Origin of the sequence: Sphingomonas gellani, assembly GCF_900110035.1 — a bacterium.
Classification (GTDB): Bacteria; Pseudomonadota; Alphaproteobacteria; order Sphingomonadales; family Sphingomonadaceae; genus Sphingomonas; species Sphingomonas gellani.
In genome coordinates this window covers 140,126-163,131 of the sequence record NZ_FOCF01000006.1, presented here as the reverse complement: position 1 = coordinate 163,131, position 23,006 = coordinate 140,126, and the positions used below count along the sequence as shown (strand labels likewise).

The window sequence follows — 23,006 nt, the reverse complement described above, 5'->3', positions numbered from 1 at the left end:
GTGGTGATCGCCCTGCTCACCCTGTGGACGCACACGCTTGTCGCGCTGATCTTCGGCGCGGCACTGGCGCAACGCGTCACGGGGAGCGGCCTGCCCCGGCGCGCGTTCGCGGTGGCGTTGGCGTCGACCGGCCTGTGGGCGCTGGCGGTGGCGGGGATCGACGCGGGGGACCTGGCCGCGCGGCTGGCGGAGTCGGTGCGCGACATCGCGTGGCTGGGCTTCATGCTGGCGCTGGTCCGGCGCGGCCGGGTCAACGGCTGGGGTGTCGCCCTGGTCTATGGCGTGGTGATGCTGGTCACGGCGGCGGCGACCCTGCTCGCGATGGCGGCCAGCGTGGTGCGGCAGCCGGCGACGCTGGCCGATGTCACCGCCACCATGGTCCTGCTGCGGATGATGACCGCGGTCAGCGCCCTGGTGCTGATGCGCGACCTGTTGCTCGGTGGCGGCGGCGCACGAGCGGGGGGCCTCAGGCTGGTCGCGCTGGCGCTGGCGGGGATGTGGGCGACGGACCTGCTGCTGTTCAGCGCCGATTACATGATCCCGGGCAGTTCGGACGTGCTGGCGGCGATGCGCGGCGTGGCGATGATCCCCATCGCGCTGCTGGCCTGGACCGGTGCGCGCAAGGGCGGCGACTGGGCGGTATCGATCTCTCGCGCGGTCGCGGTGCGGTCCGTGGTGGCGGTGGCGCTGGCGCTGTATGTCGGCGCCGTGCTGCTGGTGACGGCGCTGGCCGGCCGGGTCTGGGGCGAGGGTGCGCGAATCGCGCAGACCGCGATAGTGTTCGGCGCCACCGCCGCGCTCGTCACCCTGGCCTCCACCCCCTGGCTCAGGTCGTGGATCGGGGTGATGGTCGCCAAGCACCTGTTCCGGCACCGCTACGACTATCGCGCCGAATGGCAGCGGTTCGCGGAAACGCTGGGCCGACCGGGCGAAGGCGCGCCGCCGCTCACCACGCGCATCGTGAAGGCGGTGGCAGAAATGACCGGCTCCCCCGCCGGGCTGTTGCTGCTGGTCGAGGGTGGCGGGCTGGTGCCGCGACAAGGCTGGTCGTGGGACATGGACGTCGCGCCGGAGGGCGATGGGGACGAGGCGATCGCCCGCCATCTCTGCACCACGCAGCGCATCGTCGAACTCGACCAGATCCGCGCCGATTCGCGCGGCGACCGCGTGCCGGCGGAAGAGGCGGCAGCGGTGCCGCAATGGATGATCGATCGGCCGGATGCGTGGGCGCTGGTACCGTTGCTGCATGCGGAGGCGCTGGTCGGTGCGATCCTGCTGGCACGGCCGCTGGTCGACCGATCGCTGGACTGGGAGGACCTGGACCTGCTGCGCGTCGCAGGGCGTCAGGCGGCGAGTTACCTGGCCGAGGATCGCGCGCATGCCGCGCTGGCCGACGCGCATCGCTTCGACGAGTTCAACCGCCGCTTCGCCTTCATCATGCACGACATCAAGAACCTGGCCAGCCAGCTGAGCCTGGTCGCCCGCAATGCGGAGCGTCATGCCGACAATCCGGCGTTCCGCGCTGACATGATCGAGACGCTGCGTGGGTCGTCGGACCGGATGACGATGCTGCTCGCGCGCCTGTCGCAGCGGGCGCTGCCGCCGGACGAGCCGGTGGGTGCGGTGGACGCGTCCGCACTGGCGGCGCGCCTCGCGGCCGAGCGGAAGGCCGGTCATCCGATCGCGGCACGCGCCACGGGGCCCGTGTGGGTGCGCGCGCAGTCCGGCCGCTTGGAACAGGTGCTGCGCCAACTGATCCAGAACGCGGCGGAGGCCAGCGACGCGGGCGAGCCGGTGCTGTTGTCGACGGGCCAGCGCGACGGTGAGGCATGGGTGGAGGTGGCGGACCATGGCTGTGGCATGTCGCCCGCCTTTGTGCGCGACGAGCTGTTCCGCCCCTTCGTGTCGACCAAGGCGGGCGGGTTCGGTTTGGGTGCGCATGAGGCGCGCCAGCTGGTGGAAGCGATGAACGGGCGCCTGAGCGTCACCAGCCGCGAAGGGGAGGGGACGCGGTTCCGCATCGTCCTACCGGTGGCAGTGGGACCGGCGGGGCTGGGACCGGCAGGGTTGGGATCGGCGACGCTGGAGGCCGCGGCATGAGCGGCCGCGTGGCGGAGGGGCGGCCCGTGTTGCTGGTGGTGGAGGACGATCCCGAACTCTGCCGCCAGCTGCGCTGGGCCTATGAGGGCTATGAGGTGGTGATCGCCGCCGATCGCGCCGCTGCGATCGACGCGCTTCGCCTGCATGAGCCGGCGGTCGCGACACTCGATCTGGGGCTGCCGCCGGATTCCGACGGGGTGGAGGAAGGCTTCGCGACGCTGGCGGCGATGCTGGCGCTGAAGCCGGACCTGAAGGTCATCGTCGCATCCGGTCATGGCGCGCGCGAATCGGCCAGACGCGCGATCGCGGAGGGGGCGTGGGATTTCTACAGCAAGCCCATCGACATCGACGCACTGGGGCTGATCGTCGCCCGCGCGTTCCACGTTCAGGCGCTGGAGGCGGAGAACCGACGGCTGGCGGCGGGAACGATCGTCGGCAGGTTCGGCGGCCTGATCACCGCCGCGCCCGAAATGGCCAAGGTGATCCGCACGCTGGAACGCGTCGCGCCGGCCGATGTGTCGGTGATGCTGCTGGGGGCGAGCGGCACGGGCAAGGAGGTGCTGGCGCGCGGGCTGCATGAGGCGGGACCGCGCCGCAAGGGTGCGTTCGTCGCGATCAACTGTGCCGCCATTCCGGAAACGCTGCTGGAAAGCGAGCTGTTCGGGCATGAAAAGGGCGCCTTCACCGGCGCGGTCAAGACGACCGAGGGCAAGATCGAGGCGGCGGCCGGCGGCACGCTGTTCCTGGACGAGATCGGCGACGTGCCGCTGGCGTTGCAGGTCAAGCTGCTCCGCTTTCTTCAGGAACGGGTGATCGAGCGGATCGGCGGGCGCAAGGCGATCCCGGTGGACACGCGCATCGTCTGTGCGACGCATCAGGACCTGGATGCGATGGTCGCGGATGGGCGGTTCCGCGAGGACCTGTATTACCGCCTGGCGGAGATCGTGGTGCGCATCCCGCCGCTGAGCGGACGGACGGGCGACGCGGCGCTGTTGGCCAAGGCGTTCGTGACGCGGCACGCCAAGAGCCTGAACCCGGCGGTGACCGGCCTGTCCCCCGATGCGCGCGCGGCGGTGGATGGCTGGCGCTGGCCGGGCAACGTCCGTGAGCTGGAGAACCGGGTAAAGCGGGCGGTCATCATGGCGGACGGGCGGCTGATCACCGCCGCGGATCTGGACCTGTCCGAGCCGGAGGATGAGGGCGACGCGTTGAACCTGCGCGTGGTGCGCGAGGCGGCGGACCGCAAGGCGATCGCGCGGGCACTGGCGCGGGCGGAGGGGAATATCTCCGGCGCGTCACGCCTGCTCGGCATCAGCCGGCCGACGCTGTACGACCTGCTCAAGGGCTATGGCATGCATGGCTGAGGCCGTGCGTTACCCCCTGTATCGGCGGCGGCGACGGTCGAGACGCCGCTGGCGCTTGTCCGGGCTGGCGTGGCGGCGCTGGATTGCGGCGGCGATCCTGGTGGTGGCGATCGGGCTGCTGGCGCTGTTGGCGGTGCAGGCACCCGGCCGCGATCCCGTGCAGTCACTGGCGCAGGCGCGTAGCGCCTTGCAGGAACGGCGATGGACGGCGGCCCGCGACGCGGCGTTGGCGGCCGCGCGGGGGATGCCCGGCTCCGCACCGGCGCAGATGATCCTGGCGCGCGCCTATCTGGCGCTTGGCGACGGTGTCGCGGCAGAGGCTGCATTGGCGCGGGCGAGAGCGGCGGGGGTGCCGCGATCCCGGTTGTATCACCTGCGTGCGGAAGCCAGGCTGTTGCAGGGGGACGACGACGGCGCGCTGGCCGAAGCGGCACGCGCACGGTCTCCCTATGTCGCGGCTGCGCGCCGGGTGCGCGCACGAGCCTTGGCGGCGTCGGGGAAGCGCGGCGCGGCGCAGGCGGAGCTGGTGGCCCTGCTGGAGGAAACGCCCGGCGACGCGCAGGCCTGGCGCGAACTGGGCCGCATCCGCTTGACCGGCGGAGAGGTTGGCGCTGCCGCCGATGCGGCGGCGCGCGCGGTCGCGCTGGACCGGAGCGACGCTGCCGCGCTAACTCTGCAAGGCGAGGTGGTGCGCAAGCGCTATGGCCCTGCGGCCGCGCTGCCATGGTTTGCGGAGGCGTTGAAGCGCGATCCGGCCGACCACCCTGCGCTGATCGAACAGGCTGCGACGCTGGGTGATCTGGGCCTGTATCGCGAGATGCTGGCGTCGACCCGGCGGGCCCTGGCGGTCCGGCCCGGATCGCCACAGGCCCTGTACCTGCAGGCGGTGCTGGCCGCGCGGGCGGGCCGGCCTGTGTTGGCGCGCAGCCTGCTGGATTATGCGGGTGACGGCGTCGGGAGCACGCCGGCGGCGCTGTTTCTGGGCGGAGCGCTCGATTATGCGGGCAACGCGCCGGAGGCGGCGGTGGCGCAATTGCGGCAGCTGGTCGGCATGCAGCCCAACAACATCGTCGCGCGGCGTTTGCTGGGGGCCGCATTGTTGCGATCGGGCGATCCGGCAGGGGCGGTGGCGATCCTGCGGCCGGTGGGGATGCGCGCCGATGCGGACGCCTATACGCTGGAGGTGGCGGCGCGTGCGATGGCCGCGACCGGCAACAGGGGCGATGCGGCGCGCCTGCACGACCGGGCCATGCGGGGTGCGCAGGGGGCGGCGACCAGCTTCCCCGCCGCCGCCGATATCGGAACGCTGGCGGCCGATGTGGATGAAGGTCCGACCGAACCGACGCGCGTGCTGATGCTGATCCGTGGCCTGATCGCCAGCCACGACGGCGCGGGAGCGCTGGCGGCGGCGGACAGGCTGGCGCGGGCCAGTCCGGGCGCGCCGGCGGCGCAGATCGCGGCGGGCGACGTGCGCCTGATGCGCGGCGACGCCGCCGGTGCCGCGCTGGCGTTCGGCCGTGCCGCCGACCTGCGCTTCGACGAACCGGGCCTGTTGAGGCTGGTCGATGCGCTGGGCCGGGCAGGTCGGGCGGGGGAGGCGACGCGGGTGCTGGCCACCTATCTGGCGCAGAACCCGACCAGTACGCTCGCGCTGCGGCTGGTCGGTCACTGGCAGGTGGCGGCCGGTCAATGGAGTGCCGCCATAACTTCTCTGGAGCGGGTGCGCGACCGGGTGGGTAGCCGCGACGCGGCGCTGCTGGCCGATCTGGCGCGGGCCTATGCGGGCGCGGGCAGGGGTGACGCGGCCCTCCGGACCGCGCGCGCGGCCTATCGCCTGATGCCCGGAAAAGCGGCGGTGATCGGCGCCTATGCCGCCGTGCTGCACGCGATGGGTGACGAGGACGGTGCGGCCCAGCTTGAGGCGAAGGCACAGACGATGGCGGCGGGCTGACGCGGGGCATCCGACTGCGCTACGGCGGCTGGCATGAGCGACGCCCTTCGACACAGCCTGCACCGGATCGCCGCCGCGCTGGAGCGGCTGGCGCCGCCACCGCCTACGGCCGCCGACCCGGCCACCGCGCCCGCGATGATCTGGCGCGACGGCGTGCTGGTCGATGCGCAGCGCGTCGCGGCGGTGCCGCTGGACATGCTGGTCGGGATCGACCGGCAAAAGGCGGCGCTGCTCGGTATGTTGCGGCGGCACGCGGCGGGCCATGCTGCGCACGATGTCTTGTTGTGGGGCGCGCGGGGAACCGGCAAGTCGGCGCTGGTGAAAAGTGCGGTGGCGGCCGTGCAGGCGGAAGCCGACCGACCGGACGAGCCGGCGGCGCTGGCGCTGGTCGATGTCGCGGGGTTGGACACACTGCCCGCGCTGTTCGCCGCGCTGGCGCCGGTGCCGCGTCGGTTCGTGCTGTTCATCGACGATCTCGGCTTCGACGAGCCGGGGGAGGCGCGGGCGCTGCGGTCGCTGTTGCAGGGCGGGGCGGAGGAGCGGCCCGTCAACACGCGGCTGCTGGTCACCGCCAACCGCCGGCACCTGTTGCCGCGCGACCTGGACGAGCAGTCCAGCGCGATCAACCCGCGCGACGCGATCGACGATCAACTGGCGCTGGCCGACCGTTTCGGCCTGAGCCTGGGGTTCCACGTGCTGGACCAGGACGCGTATCTTGCCATCGTGTCCGCCTATGCCGCGCGGCACGACCTGCCCTTCGATGCCGACGATGCGGTGCAATGGGCGACGCGGCGCGGCAGCCGCTCGGGACGCGTGGCGTGGCAGTATGTGGTGGAGCTGGCGGGGCGGGAGGGCCGCGCGATTTGATCGAACGATCGCAGGCGAAGCCCGTTGCGCAGCTCAGGCGGGTCGGAGAAATGCCTGCGACGTTACATGCGCTGCCGCTCGGCCTGCGCGTCCGGGATCACATGGGCGGCTAGCGTGCGGAAACCCGGCCGCGCGAGCAGATACCCCTGCATGTAGCGCACGCCCATGTCGCGCAGCGTCTCGTATTCGCCGAACGTCTCGATCCCTTCCGCGATGACGCCGATGTTCATGCGGTCGAACATCTGGATCAGCCCCTCGACGATCATGCGCCGGGGCAGGCTGGCATCGATGTTCCGGATCAGCTCCATGTCCAGCTTGACGACATCGGTCTGAAGGCGCGCGAGCAGCGACAGGCCGGCATGGCCGGCGCCGAAGTCGTCCAAAGCGGTCGCGAAGCCCATCCGCTTGTACGTTTCGATGATGTTGGCGACATGCGCGGTGTCGGCCATCTCCTCGTTCTCGGTGAACTCGAAGATCAGACGGTCGGTGGGAAAGCCGACCGCCGCCGCGGTCTTCAGCGTCAGCTGAATGCACGCCACGGGTGAATAGACCGCGTTGGGCAGGAAGTTGATCGACAGGCGCGCGCCCGTGTGGACGATCCCGGCGGCGACGGCCCCGGTGATCGCGGCGACCCGGCATTGCTGGTCGAAGGCGTAGCGATTCTCGCTGGTGACGGCGCCCAGCACATGGCCCGCGCCCTCTCCGTTCGGACCGCGCACCAACGCCTCATAGGCCCAGGCCCGACCCGTCCGGATGTCGACGATCGGCTGAAAGGCCATGGCCAGGTCGAACTGTGCGCCAGCCTGCCGGCACCCCTCGCATCCGCTCATCGTTTCACGTCCATGACGCCCGCCATGGCGCATGAAGTCCTAATTTACCGTGACTTGCGGCCGCGCGGGGTAGGTTCGCGGGGGCTACACCAGTCCCGTTACGCCAGCGTCTCCACCTGTTCGGCCAGTTCCAGCCAGCGCATCTCGGCCGCATCCTTTTCGGCGCGCGCGGCGTCGATCGCGCGGCTCAGTCGGTCGAAGGCGGCGGGATCGCGCGTGTAAAGGTTCGGATCGGCCATCGCCGCCTCGTCACGCGCGATCGCGGCCTCGATCTCCTCGATGCGGGTGGGCAGCAGGTCGTAGTCGCGCTGATCCTTGTAGCTGAGCTTCGCGCGCGCCGGGCGAGCGGTCGGCGCAGGGGCGGCGGTCGCCTTGGCCGGGGCCTTGCGGGCCTCCGCCGGCGGCGTGCGCTTGCGCTCCCAATCCTCATACCCGCCGGCGACCACGTCGACCTTGCCCGACCCGTCCAGCCCCAGCGTCACCGTTACGGTGCGGTCGAGGAAGTCGCGGTCGTGGCTGACGATCAGCACGGTGCCGTCGTAATCGGCGATCACCTCCTGCAACAGGTCCAGCGTTTCCAGGTCGAGGTCGTTGGTCGGCTCGTCCAGCACCAGGAGGTTGGAATGGCGGGCGAATTCGCGCGCCAGCAACAGGCGGGATCGCTCGCCGCCCGACAGCGTGCCGACCCGCGCCTCTGCGATCGAGGGGTCGAACAGGAATTCCTTGAGATAGCCGTGGACATGCTTGCGCGTGCCGAGCACGTCGATCCAGTCGCCGCCGTCCGCCAGCACGTCGCGCACCCGCTTTTCCGGAGACATCAGGCGGCGCTGCTGGTCGATGACGATGCCGTCCAGCGTCTTCGCCCGCTTCACGGTGCCGGTATCCGGTTCCAGCTCGCCGGTGAGCATGCGCAGCAGCGTGGTCTTGCCCGCGCCGTTCGCGCCGACGATGCCGATACGATCGCCGCGCGTCACCCGCAGGGTCAGGTCGCGGATTACGGCACGGTCGCCGAACGTCTTCGACACATGCTCCGCGTCAATCACGATCTTCGACTTGGCGTCGTCATTGCCCAGCGCGATCGCGGCGGCACCCTGTGGCCCCATCATCGCCGCCCGGACCGCGCGCATCTCCTTTAGCTTGGCGAGGCGGCCCTGGTTGCGGCGACGCCGGCCGGTCACGCCGCGCTGGAGCCAATGCTCCTCGATCTTCAGCTTCGCGTCGAGGCGCGCGGCGTTGCGCTCCTCTTCGGCATAGACCTGTTCGGTCCAGGCGTCGAAGCCGCCGAACCCGATCTCCGCCCGGCGCACGGCGCCGCGGTCGAGCCACAGCGTCTGGCGGGTCAGGCGGGTGAGGAAAGTGCGATCGTGGCTGATGACCACGAACGCGCCGGTGAAGCGGGACAGCCACCCTTCCAGCCACTCGATGGCGGCGATGTCGAGGTGGTTGGTCGGCTCGTCCAGCAGCAGCACGTCCGGGTTCTGCGCCAGCGCGCGGACGATCGCTGCGCGGCGCCGTTCGCCGCCCGACGCGGTGCTGGCCTCTCGCGACAGGTCGATGCCCAGTTGCCCCGCGATCGCCTCCGCCTCGTACCGCTCCGGCGGATTGGCGCCGCTCAGCACGTAATCCGCCAGGGTGGCGAAGGGGGAGACGTCGGGGTCCTGTTCCAGCAGCACGACGTTGGTGCCCGGTACAATGGTCCGCCGCCCCTCGTCCGCATCGATGCGGCCGGCGAGCAGTTTCAGGAACGTCGTCTTGCCGGCGCCGTTACGACCGATCAGCGCCAGCCGGTCGCGCGCGCCGATGAACACGTCGAGATGGCGGAACAGCCACCCCGACCCCTGAATGATGCCGAGGTCTTCGAACGCAAGAATGGGAGCTGCCATGATGCACCGCGAGGTAGGGCTGGTTGGCCATGCGGGCAAGCAGGCGCGCGTGGTGCGCGGGTGCGCGATCAACCGCGCGATCATTCACAGGCTGTTCAATGCCATGCGGCTATGGCAGCACGTCATGAGGATGACCGCACCCCTCCTGCTGCTTTTCGCCTTCGCCGCCCCCGCGCCTGTCGCGGCGCAGCGGCACAGCGAACAGGCCGAGGCGTTCGAGGCGCGGCGCGACGGCCGTATCCTGTCGATCCGCACCATAGAGGCCAGGGTGATCCCGGCGATGAAGGGTGCGCAATATCTCGGCTTCGACTTCGACATGGGCTCCGCCGCCTATACGCTGAAGTTCCTGCGCGACGGCCAGGTGATCTGGATCTATGTCGACGGCCGGTCGGGCAACATCGTCGGGCGCACCGACAGGTAGCATGGGCGGCCGGCCGGGATCGGCCAAGCGATTGGGAAGGGAAACACACGAATGCGCGTTCTGATCGTCGAGGACGAACCCTCTCTCGGCCAGCAGTTGAAGAACACGCTGGAGGGGGCAGGGTACGCCATCGACCTCGCCACGGACGGTGAGGAGGGGCATTTCCTCGGCTCCACGGAAAATTACGACGCGATCGTGCTCGACCTGGGCCTGCCGGAGGTGGACGGGCTGACGGTGCTGGACCGCTGGCGCAAGGAGGGGCGCACCGCGCCGGTGCTGGTGCTGACCGCGCGCGACAGCTGGTCGGACAAGGTCGCCGGGCTGGACGCGGGCGCCGACGATTACGTCGCGAAGCCGTTCCAGACGGAGGAACTGATCGCTCGGTTGCGCGCGCTGATCCGCCGCGCGTCCGGCAACGCCTCGTCCGAACTGACGGCGGGTGACGTGCGGCTCGACACGCGGTCGGGCAAGGTCACGCGGGCGGGTGAGCCGGTGAAGCTGACCGCGCAGGAATACAAGCTGCTCAGCTACCTGCTCCACCACAAGGGCAAGGTGGTCAGCCGGACCGAGTTGATCGAGCATATCTATGACCAGGATTTCGATCGCGATTCCAACACGATCGAGGTGTTCGTGACCCGCATCCGCAAGAAGCTGGGCCAGGATGTCATCACCACCATCCGTGGTCTCGGCTACAGCCTCGAAGAGCCGGCCTGAGGTCGCCCGGCGTGGCGGAAGCGGACCCGTCGCGCGTGGTCGGGTCGGCTGAGGCCGGCCGGCCGGATGACATGACGAGCGTACAGGCGTCCGCGCGGCGCGGTCCGACCACCGGATCGCTGTCGCGGCGGATGATCCTGATCGCGGCGGTGTGGATCGCGCTGCTCCTGAGCGGCGGCGGCTATGCGCTCGACAAGGTGCTGGCGAGCGCCGTGACGCGCAATTTCGACGACCAGCTGGAATACTGGCTCCAGTCGCGCCTGCTGACCTCCGAAATCGGACCGGATGGGGAGGTGCTGTTCACCCGCGAACTGGCCGACCAGCGTTTCGTTGAGCCGAATTCCGGTCTGTACTGGCAGGTGTCGGCGCCCGGGCTGGAGCCGTTCCGCTCTCGCTCCTTGTGGGACCAACGGCTGCGCTACGGCGCCAATCGTCGGTATCGCGAGACGCATTATTACGAGTCGGTGCAACTCGGCGGCGAAAAGCTGCAGATCGTGGAGCGTGATGCGCGGTTGCCGGGATCCAACGTCTTCTGGCGTTTCCAGGTGGCGCAGAACCGCAGCGGCCTGGACGAACAGATCGCCGTGCTGCGCCGTACGCTGGTGCGCAGCTTCGTGCTGCTCGGGCTGGGGCTGACGGTGCTGGCGGCGTTGCAGACCTTTTACGGGCTGTGGCCGCTCCGCCGCGTGCGGGCGGAGATCATCCGCATGCGCGAGGGGCGGTCGAGTCGCGTATCGTCCGCCATGCCGGTCGAGGTCGCGCCGATGGTGGAGGAATTGAACGCGCTGATCGAACACAACGAGCGGCAGGCGGAGGAGGCGCGGCGCCATGCCGGCAACCTGGCCCATGCGCTGAAGACACCGCTGACGGTCATCATGAACGCGGCGACCGCCAATGCAGACGACCTGGCGGAAACGGTGGTGCGGGAGGCGCGCACCATGCGGCGGCAGGTCGACCACCATCTGGCCCGCGCCCGCGCCGTCGGCCGGCGCGGATCGGCGCACAGCCGCGCCGATGTGTGGCCCTCGGTCGAGTCGGTGGAGCGCGCGGTGGGGCGGCTGTACCGCGACGTGCGGATCGACATGGACGGCCCCAAAGGGCTTCAGGTCCATGTCGAGCGTCAGGACCTGGACGAGATGCTGGGCAACCTGATCGAGAACGCGGCCAAATATGGCGGCGGCAGCGTCTTCGTCACGGTGCGGGCGGAGGCGGGTTATGTCGAGATCCTGGTCGAGGACGACGGCGCCGGCATTCCCGAGGCCGACCGCGTCCGCATCTTCGACCGGGGCGTGCGGCTGGACACGGGCAAGCCGGGCACTGGCCTGGGTCTCGCCATCGTGCGTGACGTGGCGGAAATCTATGGCGGCACGGTGGCGCTGGAAGAGAGCGAGGATCTGGGCGGCCTGATGGTCCGTTTGCGCCTGCCAGCGGCGGTCCAGACCGGCTGACACGCGCGGGCGGTGAACTGCCGGACAAACCACTCGACGGCCCCTAATAGTAGCGCTAACATACGCGCAGACCCAGCGGCATGGCATGGGCGTTACAGGGAGGAGCCGGGGTGTTTCTAGGCATCGACGTCGGGACATCCGGCGTGAAGGCGGTGGTTCTTGACGAGGCTGGCGCGGTCGCCGGTCAGGGCGTCGCCGCGCTGACGGTGCAGCGCCCGCATCCGCTCTGGTCCGAACAGGATCCCGAAAGCTGGTGGATGGCGACCACGGCGGCGGTGCAGGCGATCGATCCGGCGCTGCGACGCTCCGTGCGCGGCGTCGGCGTGGCGGGCCAGATGCACGGCGCGACGTTGCTGGACGAGTCGGACCGCCCGCTGCGGCCAGCCATCCTGTGGAACGACGGCCGGTCCGATGCGGAGTGCACGGAGCTGGAGGCGGCGGTGCCCGCCCTGCGCGATATCGCGGGCAACATTGCGATGCCGGGCTTTACCGCTCCCAAGCTGTTGTGGGTGCGCAATCATGAGCCGGACGTGTTCGACCGCGTCCGCACCGTTCTGTTGCCGAAGGATTATGTCCGGCTGAAGATGACGGGCGACAAGGCGTCCGACCTGTCCGATTCCGCCGGTACGCTGTGGCTGGACGTGGCGAAGCGGGCGTGGAGCGCGGAATTGCTGTCCGCGTGCGGTCTCGACGAGTCGGCCATGCCGCGCCTGTTCGAGGGGACGGAGGCGACCGGCACGCTGCGGCCCGAGGTGGCCGAGCTATGGGGCATGCCGGCGGTGCCGGTGGTAGCCGGTGGCGGCGACAATGCGGCGGGCGCGGCCGGTGTCGGCGTGGTGAAGGACGGTGACGCGCTGTTGTCGCTGGGCACGTCTGGCGTGATCTTCGTCGCGACGGACACGTTCCGGCCCAATCCGGCGCGGGCGGTGCACGCCTTTTGCCACTGCCTGCCCGACATGTGGCACCAGATGAGCGTCCACCTGTCCGCCGCGTCCTGCATCGACTGGGTGGCGCGGCTGACCGGCGCCGCGGGTCCGGCCGACCTGTTCGCGCGTGCGGAGACGAGTGGGCCGGGTACGGGCGCGGAGATCTTCCTCCCCTATCTGTCCGGCGAACGCACGCCGCATAACGATGCGCATGTGCGCGGCGCGTTCCTGGGCCTGGACAACGACACCGACGCCGGCCGCCTGTCTCAGGCGGTGCTGGAGGGGGTCGCCTTTGCCCTGGCCGACGGCCTCGACGCGCTGCGTGACGCCGGCACCCAGGTCGACCGCCTGTCGGTGATCGGCGGCGGTGCGCGCTCAGGCTATTGGGGCCGCATCATCGCATCCGCGTTCGAGGTGCCGCTGGTCTACCTGCAGGGCGGCGAAGTCGGCCCGGCGCTGGGCGCGGCGCGGCTTGCGCAGATCGCCGTCGACGGCGGCACGCCCGAACAGGTCTGCGCCCAGCCCCCCATCGCGCGCCAGATCGACCCCGAAGCGACGCTGGTCGAGCGGCTTGCCCCGCGCAAGGCCGCGTTCCGCGACGCCTATCCCCGTATTACCCCGAAGAAAGGCCAATAATGTCTGCCGCCACCGACTATTTCGCCGCGATCGACACGATCAAGTTCGAAGGGCCAGAAACGACCAACGAACTCGCCTATCGCTTTTATGACAAGAACCGGGTCGTGCTCGGCAAGACCATGGAGGAGCAGCTCCGCTTCGCCGTGTGCATGTGGCACACCTTCTGCTGGCAGGGGTCCGACGTGTTCGGTCCCGGCACGTTCCACCGTCCGTGGCAGGCGCATGCCCATTCGGGCGAAGCAGCCGCGATGAAGCGCGAGGTGGCGTTCCAGTTCGTCAAGAAGCTGGACCTGCCCTTCTACTGCTTCCACGACGTCGACGTGATGGAAGCGGCCAGCAACGTTTCCGAATACCAGAAGAATTTCGGCACCGCCGTCGACCATCTGGAAAAGCTGCAGGGCGACAGCGGCGTGAAGCTGTTGTGGGGCACCGCCAACCTGTTCTCCGACCCGCGCTATGCCGCCGGCGGCGCGACCAACCCGAACCCGGAGGTCTATGCCTGGGGTGCGATGCAGGTCCGTGCCGCGTTGGAAGCGACGCACCGGCTGGGCGGCTCGAATTACGTCCTGTGGGGCGGTCGTGAGGGTTACGAGACGCTCATCAACACCGACCTGAAGCGCGAGCTGGACAATTTCGGCCGCTTCCTCAGCTTGGTGGTCGAGCACAAGCACAAGATCGGCTTCACCGGCACGATCCTGATCGAGCCGAAGCCGTTCGAGCCGACCAAGCACCAGTACGATTTCGACACGGCCACCGTGTACGGCTTCCTGAAGCGCTACGGGCTGGAGAACGAGGTGTGCGTCAACATCGAGGCGAACCACGCCACGCTGGCCAGCCACACGTTCGAGCATGAGATCGCGACGGCCGGCGCGCTGGGCATCTTCGGGTCGATCGACGCCAACCGCGGCGACCCGCAGAATGGCTGGGACACGGACCAGTTCCCGAACTCCGTCGAGGAGACCACGCTGGCAGTTCTGGAGATCATCCGTGCGGGCGGCTTCACCACCGGCGGCTTCAACTTCGATGCCAAGGTGCGTCGTCAGTCGGTCGATGCCGAGGACTTGTTCCACGGCCATATCGGCGGCGTGGACGTCGTCGCCGCAGCGCTGCTCAACGCGGAAAAGCTGATCGAGGACGGTCGCCTGGATGCGTTCAAGAAGGAGCGCTATGCCGGCTGGGACGGCGAGCTGGGCCAGATGATCCACAAGCAGGGCACCAGCCTGGCCGACATCGCCGACGTGGCGGTCGAACGCGACCTGAACCCGGCGCACAAGTCGGGCAAGCAGGAGCGGTTGGAGAACATCATCAACCGTTTCGTGTAAGACGCCGGTCCAGCAAAGGGTTGCAGAGGATGGACGAGGTCGTTCTGACGGCCGGCAAGTATCGCCTGACTGTCGCGCCGGCGCGCGGCGGTTCGGTCGATGCGTTCCAATGGGCCGGGCAGGCACTGCTGCGCGCCACATGCGGGCCGTCCATCCTCGACACGGCCTGTTTTCCCCTGGTCCCCTTCTCCAACCGGATCGCGCAGGGCCGCTTCTATGCGGGCACCGAGGCGATCCGGCTGGCCCCCAATTTTCCGGGTGAGGACCATCCGCACACGCTGCATGGCTTTGGCTGGCTGGCGGCGTGGGAGGTGAGGGAGCGCTCGGAGCATCACACGCTGCTTCGCCATCGGCATGAGGCGGGGGAATGGCCCTGGCGCTACGTCGCCGAACAGCGTTTCGACCTGTCCGTGGACGGGCTGCGGCAGGGGTTGTCGGTCACGAACCTGTCCGACACCGCGATGCCGGCCGGTCTGGGCTTCCACCCCTATTTCCCGCGCAACGACCAGACGCTGTATCACGCGCTGCACCTGGGCGAGTGGCGGACCGCAGATGATGGCCTGCCCGAACGGCTGGAGCGCTTCGACGCGCCGACCGATGGCTGGGACGGACGCCCGGTCGCGTCGCGCAATGTCGATACGGTGTTTGCCGGCCGGTCAGGCGCCCTGGTCATCGCATGGCCGGACCGCGACCTGACGCTGACGATCTCGCCATCGGACGCATTGTCGTCGACGGTGGTCTATGTCCCCGCCGGCCGCGACTTCTTCTGTGTCGAGCCGGTCAGCCACTTCACCGACGCGATCAACATGCGCGGCGGCGAGGGAGAGATGCGCTGGCTCTCGCCCGGCGAAACGATGAGCGTGACGGTCGACTACCGCGCGTCCTGATCCGTACGCGCCAGGATGCGCTCCGCCGCCTTGCGATGCGGCGCGTCGACCATCTTGCCATCCACCGTCAGCACGCCCGCACCCGGCGACGTCGCAAAGGCGTCGACCACCGCGCGCGCCCACGCGACCGCCTGGGCAGAGGGCGTGAAGGCGGCGTTGATCGGCTCCACTTGTGCCGGGTGCAGCGCCATCATGCCGGTGAACCCGTCTAGCGCGCCCCGCGCGGCATAGGCAGCCAGGTCCTCCATGTCCCGGATAGCGGGAAACACCGTTTCGATCGCCGCCACGCCCGCCGCATGCGCGCCGAACAGGGTCAGCGAGCGCGCCAGCTGATAGGGCGCGGTGTAGCTGCCGTCCTCCTCCCGACTGGTGGCGGCGCCGATCGCCGCGGGTAGGTCCTCCGCACCCCAGGTCAGGCCGCAGAGCCGGTCGGCATGCGCGGTGTAGCTGCCCAGCTGGAACAGCGCGGCCGGCGTCTCGGTAGCGATCGGCAGAATGGGTGGGCAGCCGGGCAGCGCGTCGAGCAACGCCGCGATCGTCGCGGCGCCCTCCGCCTTGGGCAGCATCACCGCGTCCGCCAGCGCGGCGACGGACAAGTCGCGCGCCTGACCCGCACCGCCAAGCGGGTTGATCCGCACCAAACGGGTGACGCCGACGCGGTCGCCCAAATAGTCGCGCACCGCGTCGGCGGCGAAGTCCTTGCGCTCGGCGGCGACCGAATCCTCCAGGTCGAGGATGATCGCGTCCGCGCCGCTGGCGGCCGCCTTTGCAAAGCGTTCCGGCCTGTCACCCGGCACGAACAACAGCGAGCGCAGCCTCATTCGGGCCGCCTCTTCAACAGCGCGGTGCGCAGGCACCGGCACACCAGCTGGTCGCGCTGGTTGCGCATGTCGTGGCGGAACGTGACCAGCCCGGCATCGGGCCGCGATTTGCTGTCGCGCATCTCCGTCACTTCGCTGCTGGCGCGCAGCGTGTCGCCGATGAACACGGGGGCGGGCATCGCCAGCTTGTCATAGCCGAGATTGGCGATCAGCGTGCCCAGCGTGGTCTCGCCGACCGACAGGCCGACCATCAGCGAGAATGTGAAGGTGCCGTTGACCAGAATGCGCCCGAACTCGCTCGCCTTCGCCGCCTCCGCATCCAGGTGCAGCGGCTGCGGATTGTGGGTCATGGTGGAGAAGAGCAGATTGTCCGTCTCCGTCACGGTGCGGCGGATCTCATGCTCGATCTGGTCGCCCACATGCCATTCATCGTAGTACCGGCCGGCCATCACGCCTCCTCCCGCGCGATACGGACCAGCAGCGTGCCCTCCGCGACCTGTGCCCCGGTGTCCGCGTTCAGTTCCGCGACGACGCCGTCGAAGGGCGCGGTCAGGGCATGTTCCATCTTCATCGCCTCCAGCGTCAGCAGCTTCTGGCCCGAAAGCACGCTTGCGCCCGCCGTCACCTCGACCGCGATGATGCGGCCGGGCATCGGCGACAGGATCGCGCCATCGCCGGCTCCGCCGCCCGCCGCGCCCTCGCCACGGAACGGCGCGAGGGCCCATGTCTGGCCGCCCTCGGTGACCAGCACCTGCGTGTCGACAGCCTCATCCGCCACGGGCGCCTCGCTGAAGTCGATCGCGACCGCCGCTCCGTCGAGCAGGAACGTGGCCGACCGGCGCGGGGCCGCGTTGAGGCGAAAGCCGGGGAGGAAGGTCGCTCCGGCCAGTTCGGCGGCGGCGGCGGCCAGTGCCTCTTCGCTCGGCCGGTCGGGTGGCAGCAGCGCCTCGCCCTCGCGTGCGATCATGCCGGTATCGACGGCGCCCGCGACGAAGTCGGCATGCTCCAGCGCCTCGACCAGGAAGCCCGCATTGGTGCGCACCGGCCAGATCACCGCATCCGACAACGCGTCGGCCAGGTCGCGACGCGCATCCTCGCGCGTCGCGCCATGCGCGATCAGCTTGGCGATCATCGGGTCGTAGAAGGGGGAGACGACCGCACCCTCTTCCACGCCGGTGTCGATGCGCACGCCCGTCTCGGCAGGGTCGCCCAGATCGAACGCCTCCAGCGTGCCGACCGAGGGGAGGAAGCCGCGCGACGGATCCTCGGCATACAGCCGCGCCTCGATCGCATGGCCGTGGATGGAGAGCGCCTCCTGGGTCAGGGGGAGCGGTTCGCCGGCCGCGACACGCAGTTGCCATTCCACCAGGTCTTGGCCGGTGATCGCCTCCGTCACCGGATGCTCGACCTGGAGACGGGTGTTCATCTCCATGAACCACACGCGGTCGGGGTGCAGGCCATTCGACGCGTCGGCGATGAACTCGATCGTGCCGGCGCCGACATAGTCGACCGCGCGCGCCGCCTTCACCGCCGCCGCGCAAACGGCCGCGCGCGTCACCTCGTCCATGCCGGGGGCGGGCGCCTCCTCGATCACCTTCTGGTGGCGGCGCTGGAGCGAGCAGTCGCGTTCGAACAGGTGGACGACATGGCCGTGGCGGTCGCCGAACACCTGCACCTCGATATGGCGGGGCGACAGGATGTACTTTTCGATCAGCACGCGGTCGTCGCCGAACGAGGATGCGGCCTCTCTCCGGCAGGAGCCGAGCGCGTCGGCGAAGTCGGCGGCATCGTCGACCCGGCGCATGCCCTTGCCGCCGCCGCCGGCCACCGCCTTGATGAGGACGGGATAGCCGATGCGTCCCGCCTCATTGGCCAGCCGCTCCGCACCCTGGTCGTCGCCCATATAGCCCGGCGTGACCGGCACGCCCGCCGCGATCATCCGCGCCTTTGCCGCATCCTTCAGGCCCATGGCGCGGATGCTGGACGGGTCGGGGCCGACCCATGTCAGGCCGGCATCGATCACGCCTTGCGCGAAATCGGCGTTTTCGGACAGGAAGCCATAGCCGGGATGGATCGCGTCGGCCCCGGCGGCGTGTGCGGCCGCGATGATCCGTTCGCCGATCAGATAGCTTTCGCGCGCCGGCGCGGGGCCGACATGCACCGCCGCGTCCGCCATCCGGACATGCAGGGCGTCGGCGTCCGCATCGGAATACACCGCGACGGTGCGGATGCCGAGCCGACGCGCGGTGCGGATGACACGGCAGGCGATCTCGCCGCGGTTGGCGATCAGGAGCGAGCGGATCGTCATGGGCGCGGATTCCGGTAGGGGAGGGCGGATGTTGCTGCGAAGCGGGCCCCCGACGCAAGTTCGCGCAGCGGTTGCGGAAAACCGATCACATCCGGAACACGCCGAAGCGCGCCTTCTGCTCCACGGGGGCGTTCAGGCAGGCGCGCAGTGCGAGGCCCAGCACGTCGCGAGTCTGGGCGGGGTCGATGACGCCGTCGTCCCACAGGCGCGCGGTGGCGTAATAGGGGTTTCCCTCGTCCTCGTACTTCTGCCGCACGGGCGCCTTGAACGCTTCGGCCTGTTCGGGGGTCCAGCCGTCCGCGTCGCGGTGGACAGTGGCCAGCACGGACGCGGCCTGTTCGCCGCCCATCACGCTGATCCGGCTGTTCGGCCAGGTGAACAGGAAGCGGGGCGAATAGGCGCGGCCGCACATGCCGTAATTGCCCGCGCCGAAGCTGCCGCCGATCAGCACGGTGATCTTCGGCACGCTGGCGGTGGCCACGGCGGTGACCAGCTTCGCGCCATGCTTGGCGATGCCCTCCGCCTCGTAACGGCCCCCGACCATGAAGCCTGAGATGTTCTGGAGGAACAGCAAGGGCACGCGCCGCTGGCACGCCAGTTCGATGAAGTGCGCGCCCTTTTGTGCGCTTTCGCTGAACAGCACGCCATTGTTGGCGAGGATCGCGACCGGGGCGCCGTGGATATGGGCGAACCCGCAGACCAGGCTGCTGCCGTACAGCGCCTTGAACTCGTGGAACTGCGATCCGTCGACCAGCCGCGCGATCACTTCGTGCACGTCATAGGGCGCACGCACGTCCTGCGGTACGATGCCGTACAGGTCCTCCGCCGGATAGGCGGGGTCGCGTACTTCGGCCAGGTTCACGTCGATCGCGGGCGGCGGCGGCAGGGTGGAGACGATGTCGCGCACGATGGTCAGCGCATGGGCGTCATCCTCCGCGACATGGTCGACCACGCCGGACCGGCGGCCATGCGTGTCCGCGCCGCCCAGCTCCTCCGCGCTGATGACCTCACCGGTCGCGGCCTTCACCAGCGGGGGGCCGGCGAGGAAGATCGTGCCCTGTTCGCGCACGATGACCGTTTCGTCGGACATGGCGGGGACATAGGCGCCCCCGGCGGTGCAGCTGCCCATGACGCAGGCGATCTGTGGGATGGCGAGCGCCGACATGTTCGCCTGGTTGAAGAAGATGCGGCCGAAATGATCGCGGTCGGGAAACACCTCCGCCTGATGCGGCAAATTGGCGCCGCCCGAATCGACCAGATAGATGCAGGGCAGGCGGTTCTCCTGCGCGATCTCCTGCGCGCGCAGGTGCTTCTTGACGGTCAGCGGGTAATAGGTGCCGCCCTTCACCGTGGCGTCGTTGGCGACGATCATCACCTGTCGCCCGGACACCGTGCCGATCCCGACGATCAGCCCCGCGCCCGGCACCTCGTCGCCGTACAGGCCGTTCGCCGCCAGTTGCCCGATTTCCAGAAAGGCCGTGCCGGGATCGAGCAGGCGTTCGACGCGGTCGCGGGGCAACAGCTTGCCGCGCGCGGTGTGACGCTCCCGCGCCTTGTCGCTGCCGCCCAGCGCCGCCTGCGCCACCCGGTCGCGCAGTTCGTCGGCCAGCGCGGCGTTGTGATCGGCATTGGCGCGGAATGCATCACTGTCGCGCAGGACCGTCGTGCGCAGGACGGGCGCGCTCACTGCGCCGCCGGGGCGTTGTGGCCGATCAGCTCGCGCCCGATCAGCATGCGCCGGATCTCGTTGGTGCCCGCCCCGATATCGAGCAGCTTCGCGTCGCGCAGGAAGCGCTCCACCGGCCAGTCGCGCGTATACCCTGCGCCACCCAGCGCCTGCACCGCCTCTCCCGCGACACGGAACGCGTTCTCCGACGCGAGCAGGATCGCGCCCGCCGCGTCGAAGCGCGTCGTCTTGCCCGCGTCGCACGCCCGCGCGACCGCATAGACATAGGCACGTGCCGAGTTCAACGCGACGTACATGTCCGCGACCTTGGCCTGGATCAGCTGGAACGCGCCGATCGGCTTGCCGAACTGCTGACGCTCCCGGACATAGGGCAGCACCACGTCCAGGCACGCCTGCATGATGCCTAGCTGAATGCCCGCCAGCACCGTGCGTTCGTAATCGAGCCCGCTCATCAGGACGCCGACGCCTCCGTTGACCGGCCCCATCACCGCGGTGTCCGGCACCTCGCAATCGGTGAAGACCAGTTCGGCGGTCGGGCTGCCGCGCATACCCATCTTGTCGATATGCTGGCCGATGACGAAGCCAGGCGTGTCGCGTTCGATCAGGAAGGTGGTGATGCCGCGCGATCCCTCGCCCGTCTTGGCATAGACGACCAAAGTGTCGGCATGGGCGGCGTTGGTGATCCAGAACTTGGTGCCGTTCAGGCGGTAGCCGGACGCGGTCTTTTCCGCCTTCAGCTTCATCGACACGACGTCAGACCCGGCCGCCACCTCCGACATGGCGAGGCTGCCGACATGTTCGCCGGAAATCAGCCTGGGCAGGTACTTCGCCTTTTGCTCCGCATTGCCCCAGCGGCGGATCTGGTTGACGCACAGGTTCGAATGCGCGCCATAGGACAGGCCGATGGAGGCGGAGGCGCGGGCGACCTCCTCCTGCGCGACGACATGCTCCAGGTAACCCAGCCCCAGGCCTCCGTCCGCCTCATCCACCGTGATGCCGTGCAGGCCCAGTTCGCCCATCGCCGGCCACAGCTCATGCCGGGGGAACCAGTCCTCCGCGTCGATCTTCGCCGCCAACGGCGCGATGCGATCGTTGGCGAAGCGGCGGGTCGTGTCGCGGATCATCTCCGCCGTTTCGCCCAGCCCGAAATCCATGTCCGGCGTCATTGGCCTCTCCTGTTTGCGCCGGGTCCTACACCATCTTTCGGCTGCATGAAAATTGAACCGGGGCAAGGATCATCATAGATCGTGTCTATGATCGATCGCTATCTGCTGCGCTATTTCCTGGGGGTCGTGGAACAGGGCAACTTCTCCCGCGCGGCCCAGCATTGCGGGGTGTCGCAACCGACCCTGTCGGTCGGTATCTCCAAGCTGGAGGGGATGCTGAACTGCCAGCTGTTCGACCGCACTAATCGGCGCGTCGCGCTGACGGAGGCGGGCAGCCGGTTCCTGCACCACGCCCGCCGGATCGAGGCGGAATTCGCGGCCGCCGCGATGAGCGTGGTGGAGCATGCGCCGCGCACCGCGCTGCGGCTGGGCGTCTTGTTGTCGCTGCCTGCGGCAAAGCTCGCCCGTGCGCTGCACGACGGCATGCCGGAGGGGATGGTGGCGGAGGTGATGGAAGGCCGTCGCGCGGATCTGTCGTCGTTGCTGGGCCGGGGCAGGGTGGATGCGATCGTGACGCTGGTCGCCCCCGACGAACCCCGTACGCTGGCGATCGGCAGCGAACCCTATCTGATGGCGCTGGCGGCGGATCATCCGCTTGTCCGTCCGGATGGTGCCGCGCTGGACGTGCGCGCGCTGGCCGGCGACGCCATGCTGGTGCGGCGGCATTGCGAGGCGTTGCCGGCGATCAGCAGCTTCTTCACCGGCCATGGCGTCAGGCCGCGCATCGCCGCGCGCACCACCAACGACGAACGCGCGCTGGCTTATGTGCAGAGCGGGCTGGGCGTGACCATGATGCCGGCCTGTTTCGCCACCGCCGGCGTGTCGATGGTGGCGTTGAACGGGTTCGCCAAGACGCGCACGCTGGGGTTCCAGGTGGCCGAAGGAGGCGAGCGGTTGATCGCGTCCAAGGGCATTCTGGCGCCGCTCGCACGTGCTTTGCGCGCCTCGCTCGGCCTGGTGTCAGGCGGGATCTGAGCGGCCAAGGGCAGCACGGTGCGCCAGATGGAGCAGCGTGCCGCACGTCTCGCGCGCCTGATCGGCGACCCGGCCCAGGCATTGCGCCGCATAGTCGGGAGCAAGGGGACTCACGATCGCGTCCAGATGCCGGTGCCGCGTCCCGGCAAAGGCGAAGATCGATTCCAGATAGCTCGCGAACCCCTCGGCCAGTCCATGCCATTGCCCTCGCTCCGCCAGCCAGGGCCGCGTCGCGGCGGAGGTGGTGAGCAGCACCAGCTGCTTGCCGGCGACCGCGCCCGGCGCTTCGCCCGCCAGGATCGCGCGGTCGCCTATGCCGGCTCCCATCACGCGGTCGACATAGCCCGTGACGATCGCGGGCGGCATGCCGGACCAGACCGGATAGACCAGCACCACCGCATCGGCGTTGGCCAGCAGCGCCAGTTCCTCCTCCACATCCGCCGACAATCGGAAGTCTGCTGCGCCGGCCCGTTCATGCGCCTGGAGCACGGGGTCGGAACCGAGCGCATAGAGGTCGCGGACGATCGCCTGCTGCCCGCATGCCTCCACTGCCTGGGCATAGCTGTGGGCGACGGCATGGTTGAAACTGTCGGCGGCGGGATGGCCCAGCACCACCAGATGGCGGATGACCCGGGCGGAGCCGCCCCGGCCGCGCGCTTTTCGCGCCTGTGTCGCGTCGCTCATGATCCGCTCCCGTTCC

Annotated in this window: 19 protein-coding genes; 11 read left to right on the top strand and 8 right to left on the bottom strand. The window is 69.5% G+C overall.

The genetic code is table 11. The features are described 5' to 3' along the window. Nucleotides 1-3 precede the first annotated feature (3 nt). The 4 genes from prsK to BMX37_RS12880 are packed head-to-tail and all read left to right on the top strand — an operon-like array spanning nucleotide 4 to nucleotide 6,282. Complete coding sequence (prsK, locus tag BMX37_RS12895; RefSeq protein WP_244501569.1) at nucleotides 4-2,100, top strand: XrtA/PEP-CTERM system histidine kinase PrsK; 2,097 nt, start codon at nucleotides 4-6, stop codon at nucleotides 2,098-2,100. Next, nucleotides 2,097-3,464 (top strand): PEP-CTERM-box response regulator transcription factor, encoded by a 1,368-nt coding sequence (gene prsR, locus BMX37_RS12890; RefSeq protein WP_093666145.1) that lies wholly within the window; start codon nucleotides 2,097-2,099, stop codon nucleotides 3,462-3,464. Before prsK ends, prsR begins: the two co-directional genes overlap by 4 nt. Next, the gene (locus tag BMX37_RS12885) at nucleotides 3,457-5,415 is read left to right on the top strand and encodes a tetratricopeptide repeat protein (protein WP_139198087.1); all 1,959 of its coding nucleotides are present in this window, start codon (nucleotides 3,457-3,459) and stop codon (nucleotides 5,413-5,415) included. The genes prsR and BMX37_RS12885 overlap by 8 nt, the downstream gene beginning before the upstream one ends. Nucleotides 5,416-5,448: 33 nt before the next feature. Continuing rightward, a complete protein-coding gene (locus BMX37_RS12880; protein ID WP_093666143.1) occupies nucleotides 5,449-6,282 on the top strand; it encodes a DUF815 domain-containing protein in 834 nt (277 codons plus the stop codon). Between the two features lie 62 nt (nucleotides 6,283-6,344). On the opposite strand, the gene BMX37_RS12875 is transcribed toward BMX37_RS12880, so the two are convergent. Both BMX37_RS12875 and BMX37_RS12870 read right to left on the bottom strand, forming a co-directional pair. Further along, nucleotides 6,345-7,112 (bottom strand): EAL domain-containing protein, encoded by a 768-nt coding sequence (locus tag BMX37_RS12875; protein WP_093666142.1) that lies wholly within the window; start codon nucleotides 7,110-7,112, stop codon nucleotides 6,345-6,347. A 98-nt stretch (nucleotides 7,113-7,210) separates the two neighbouring features. Beyond that, on the bottom strand, nucleotides 7,211-8,995 hold the full coding sequence (locus tag BMX37_RS12870; RefSeq protein ID WP_093666141.1) for an ABC-F family ATP-binding cassette domain-containing protein: 1,785 nt from the start codon (nucleotides 8,993-8,995) through the stop codon (nucleotides 7,211-7,213). Between BMX37_RS12870 and BMX37_RS12865 the strand changes: the two genes are divergently transcribed. From BMX37_RS12865 to BMX37_RS12840, 6 genes are all read left to right on the top strand, one after another. Continuing rightward, entirely contained in the window at nucleotides 8,994-9,416 is a 423-nt protein-coding gene (locus tag BMX37_RS12865; RefSeq protein WP_342027860.1) for a hypothetical protein, read from the top strand. The genes BMX37_RS12870 and BMX37_RS12865 overlap by 2 nt on opposite strands. A 51-nt stretch (nucleotides 9,417-9,467) precedes the next feature. Next, nucleotides 9,468-10,130 carry a response regulator transcription factor gene (locus BMX37_RS12860; protein ID WP_093666140.1) on the top strand — a complete coding sequence of 221 codons (663 nt, stop codon included), beginning with the start codon at nucleotides 9,468-9,470 and terminating at the stop codon, nucleotides 10,128-10,130. A gap of 71 nt (nucleotides 10,131-10,201) precedes the next feature. Beyond that, nucleotides 10,202-11,578, top strand: a complete 1,377-nt coding sequence (locus tag BMX37_RS12855; RefSeq protein ID WP_093666139.1) for a sensor histidine kinase — start codon at nucleotides 10,202-10,204, stop codon at nucleotides 11,576-11,578. Between the two features lie 110 nt (nucleotides 11,579-11,688). Further along, a complete protein-coding gene (gene xylB, locus BMX37_RS12850; protein ID WP_093666138.1) occupies nucleotides 11,689-13,140 on the top strand; it encodes a xylulokinase in 1,452 nt (483 codons plus the stop codon). Further along, a complete protein-coding gene (xylA, locus tag BMX37_RS12845) occupies nucleotides 13,140-14,462 on the top strand; it encodes a xylose isomerase (RefSeq protein WP_093666137.1) in 1,323 nt (440 codons plus the stop codon). The genes xylB and xylA overlap by 1 nt, the downstream gene beginning before the upstream one ends. Nucleotides 14,463-14,491: 29 nt before the next feature. Then, nucleotides 14,492-15,349 carry an aldose 1-epimerase gene (locus BMX37_RS12840; RefSeq protein ID WP_093666136.1) on the top strand — a complete coding sequence of 286 codons (858 nt, stop codon included), beginning with the start codon at nucleotides 14,492-14,494 and terminating at the stop codon, nucleotides 15,347-15,349. On the opposite strand, the gene BMX37_RS12835 is transcribed toward BMX37_RS12840, so the two are convergent. The 5 genes from BMX37_RS12835 to BMX37_RS12815 all read right to left on the bottom strand — a co-directional run bounded on the left by BMX37_RS12835 (nucleotide 15,334) and on the right by BMX37_RS12815 (nucleotide 21,331). Further along, entirely contained in the window at nucleotides 15,334-16,170 is an 837-nt protein-coding gene (locus BMX37_RS12835) for an HpcH/HpaI aldolase/citrate lyase family protein (protein WP_093666135.1), read from the bottom strand. The two genes, BMX37_RS12840 and BMX37_RS12835, sit on opposite strands and share 16 nt — an antisense overlap. Beyond that, the gene (locus tag BMX37_RS12830; RefSeq protein WP_093666134.1) at nucleotides 16,167-16,619 is read right to left on the bottom strand and encodes a MaoC family dehydratase; all 453 of its coding nucleotides are present in this window, start codon (nucleotides 16,617-16,619) and stop codon (nucleotides 16,167-16,169) included. Before BMX37_RS12830 ends, BMX37_RS12835 begins: the two co-directional genes overlap by 4 nt. Then, a complete protein-coding gene (locus tag BMX37_RS12825; RefSeq protein ID WP_093666133.1) occupies nucleotides 16,619-18,478 on the bottom strand; it encodes an acetyl/propionyl/methylcrotonyl-CoA carboxylase subunit alpha in 1,860 nt (619 codons plus the stop codon). Before BMX37_RS12825 ends, BMX37_RS12830 begins: the two co-directional genes overlap by 1 nt. A gap of 85 nt (nucleotides 18,479-18,563) precedes the next feature. Next, on the bottom strand, nucleotides 18,564-20,165 hold the full coding sequence (locus BMX37_RS12820; RefSeq protein WP_093666132.1) for a carboxyl transferase domain-containing protein: 1,602 nt from the start codon (nucleotides 20,163-20,165) through the stop codon (nucleotides 18,564-18,566). Continuing rightward, nucleotides 20,162-21,331 (bottom strand): acyl-CoA dehydrogenase family protein, encoded by a 1,170-nt coding sequence (locus tag BMX37_RS12815; RefSeq protein WP_093666131.1) that lies wholly within the window; start codon nucleotides 21,329-21,331, stop codon nucleotides 20,162-20,164. Before BMX37_RS12815 ends, BMX37_RS12820 begins: the two co-directional genes overlap by 4 nt. Before the next feature lie 87 nt (nucleotides 21,332-21,418). Here BMX37_RS12815 and BMX37_RS12810 point away from each other — a divergent pair, with 87 nt between their 5' ends. Then, a complete protein-coding gene (locus BMX37_RS12810) occupies nucleotides 21,419-22,306 on the top strand; it encodes a LysR family transcriptional regulator (RefSeq protein WP_093666130.1) in 888 nt (295 codons plus the stop codon). Here BMX37_RS12810 and BMX37_RS12805 read toward each other — a convergent pair. Then, nucleotides 22,292-22,990, bottom strand: a complete 699-nt coding sequence (locus BMX37_RS12805; protein ID WP_093666129.1) for an NAD(P)H-dependent oxidoreductase — start codon at nucleotides 22,988-22,990, stop codon at nucleotides 22,292-22,294. The genes BMX37_RS12810 and BMX37_RS12805 overlap by 15 nt on opposite strands. Nucleotides 22,991-23,006: the final 16 nt, after the last annotated feature.

Coding starts and splice junctions, on each gene's coding strand:
- xylA (WP_093666137.1), top strand. CDS start 13,140: ATGTCTGCCGCCACCGACTATTTCGCCGCGATCGACACGATCAAGTTC.
- BMX37_RS12810 (WP_093666130.1), top strand. CDS start 21,419: ATGATCGATCGCTATCTGCTGCGCTATTTCCTGGGGGTCGTGGAACAG.
- BMX37_RS12880 (WP_093666143.1), top strand. CDS start 5,449: ATGAGCGACGCCCTTCGACACAGCCTGCACCGGATCGCCGCCGCGCTG.
- BMX37_RS12815 (WP_093666131.1), bottom strand. CDS start 21,331: ATGACGCCGGACATGGATTTCGGGCTGGGCGAAACGGCGGAGATGATC.
- BMX37_RS12875 (WP_093666142.1), bottom strand. CDS start 7,112: ATGAGCGGATGCGAGGGGTGCCGGCAGGCTGGCGCACAGTTCGACCTG.
- BMX37_RS12805 (WP_093666129.1), bottom strand. CDS start 22,990: ATGAGCGACGCGACACAGGCGCGAAAAGCGCGCGGCCGGGGCGGCTCC.
- BMX37_RS12835 (WP_093666135.1), bottom strand. CDS start 16,170: ATGAGGCTGCGCTCGCTGTTGTTCGTGCCGGGTGACAGGCCGGAACGC.
- BMX37_RS12885 (WP_139198087.1), top strand. CDS start 3,457: ATGGCTGAGGCCGTGCGTTACCCCCTGTATCGGCGGCGGCGACGGTCG.
- BMX37_RS12825 (WP_093666133.1), bottom strand. CDS start 18,478: ATGACGATCCGCTCGCTCCTGATCGCCAACCGCGGCGAGATCGCCTGC.
- BMX37_RS12870 (WP_093666141.1), bottom strand. CDS start 8,995: ATGGCAGCTCCCATTCTTGCGTTCGAAGACCTCGGCATCATTCAGGGG.
- BMX37_RS12855 (WP_093666139.1), top strand. CDS start 10,202: ATGACGAGCGTACAGGCGTCCGCGCGGCGCGGTCCGACCACCGGATCG.
- BMX37_RS12860 (WP_093666140.1), top strand. CDS start 9,468: ATGCGCGTTCTGATCGTCGAGGACGAACCCTCTCTCGGCCAGCAGTTG.
- prsR (WP_093666145.1), top strand. CDS start 2,097: ATGAGCGGCCGCGTGGCGGAGGGGCGGCCCGTGTTGCTGGTGGTGGAG.
- BMX37_RS12830 (WP_093666134.1), bottom strand. CDS start 16,619: ATGGCCGGCCGGTACTACGATGAATGGCATGTGGGCGACCAGATCGAG.
- BMX37_RS12840 (WP_093666136.1), top strand. CDS start 14,492: ATGGACGAGGTCGTTCTGACGGCCGGCAAGTATCGCCTGACTGTCGCG.
- BMX37_RS12865 (WP_342027860.1), top strand. CDS start 8,994: ATGATGCACCGCGAGGTAGGGCTGGTTGGCCATGCGGGCAAGCAGGCG.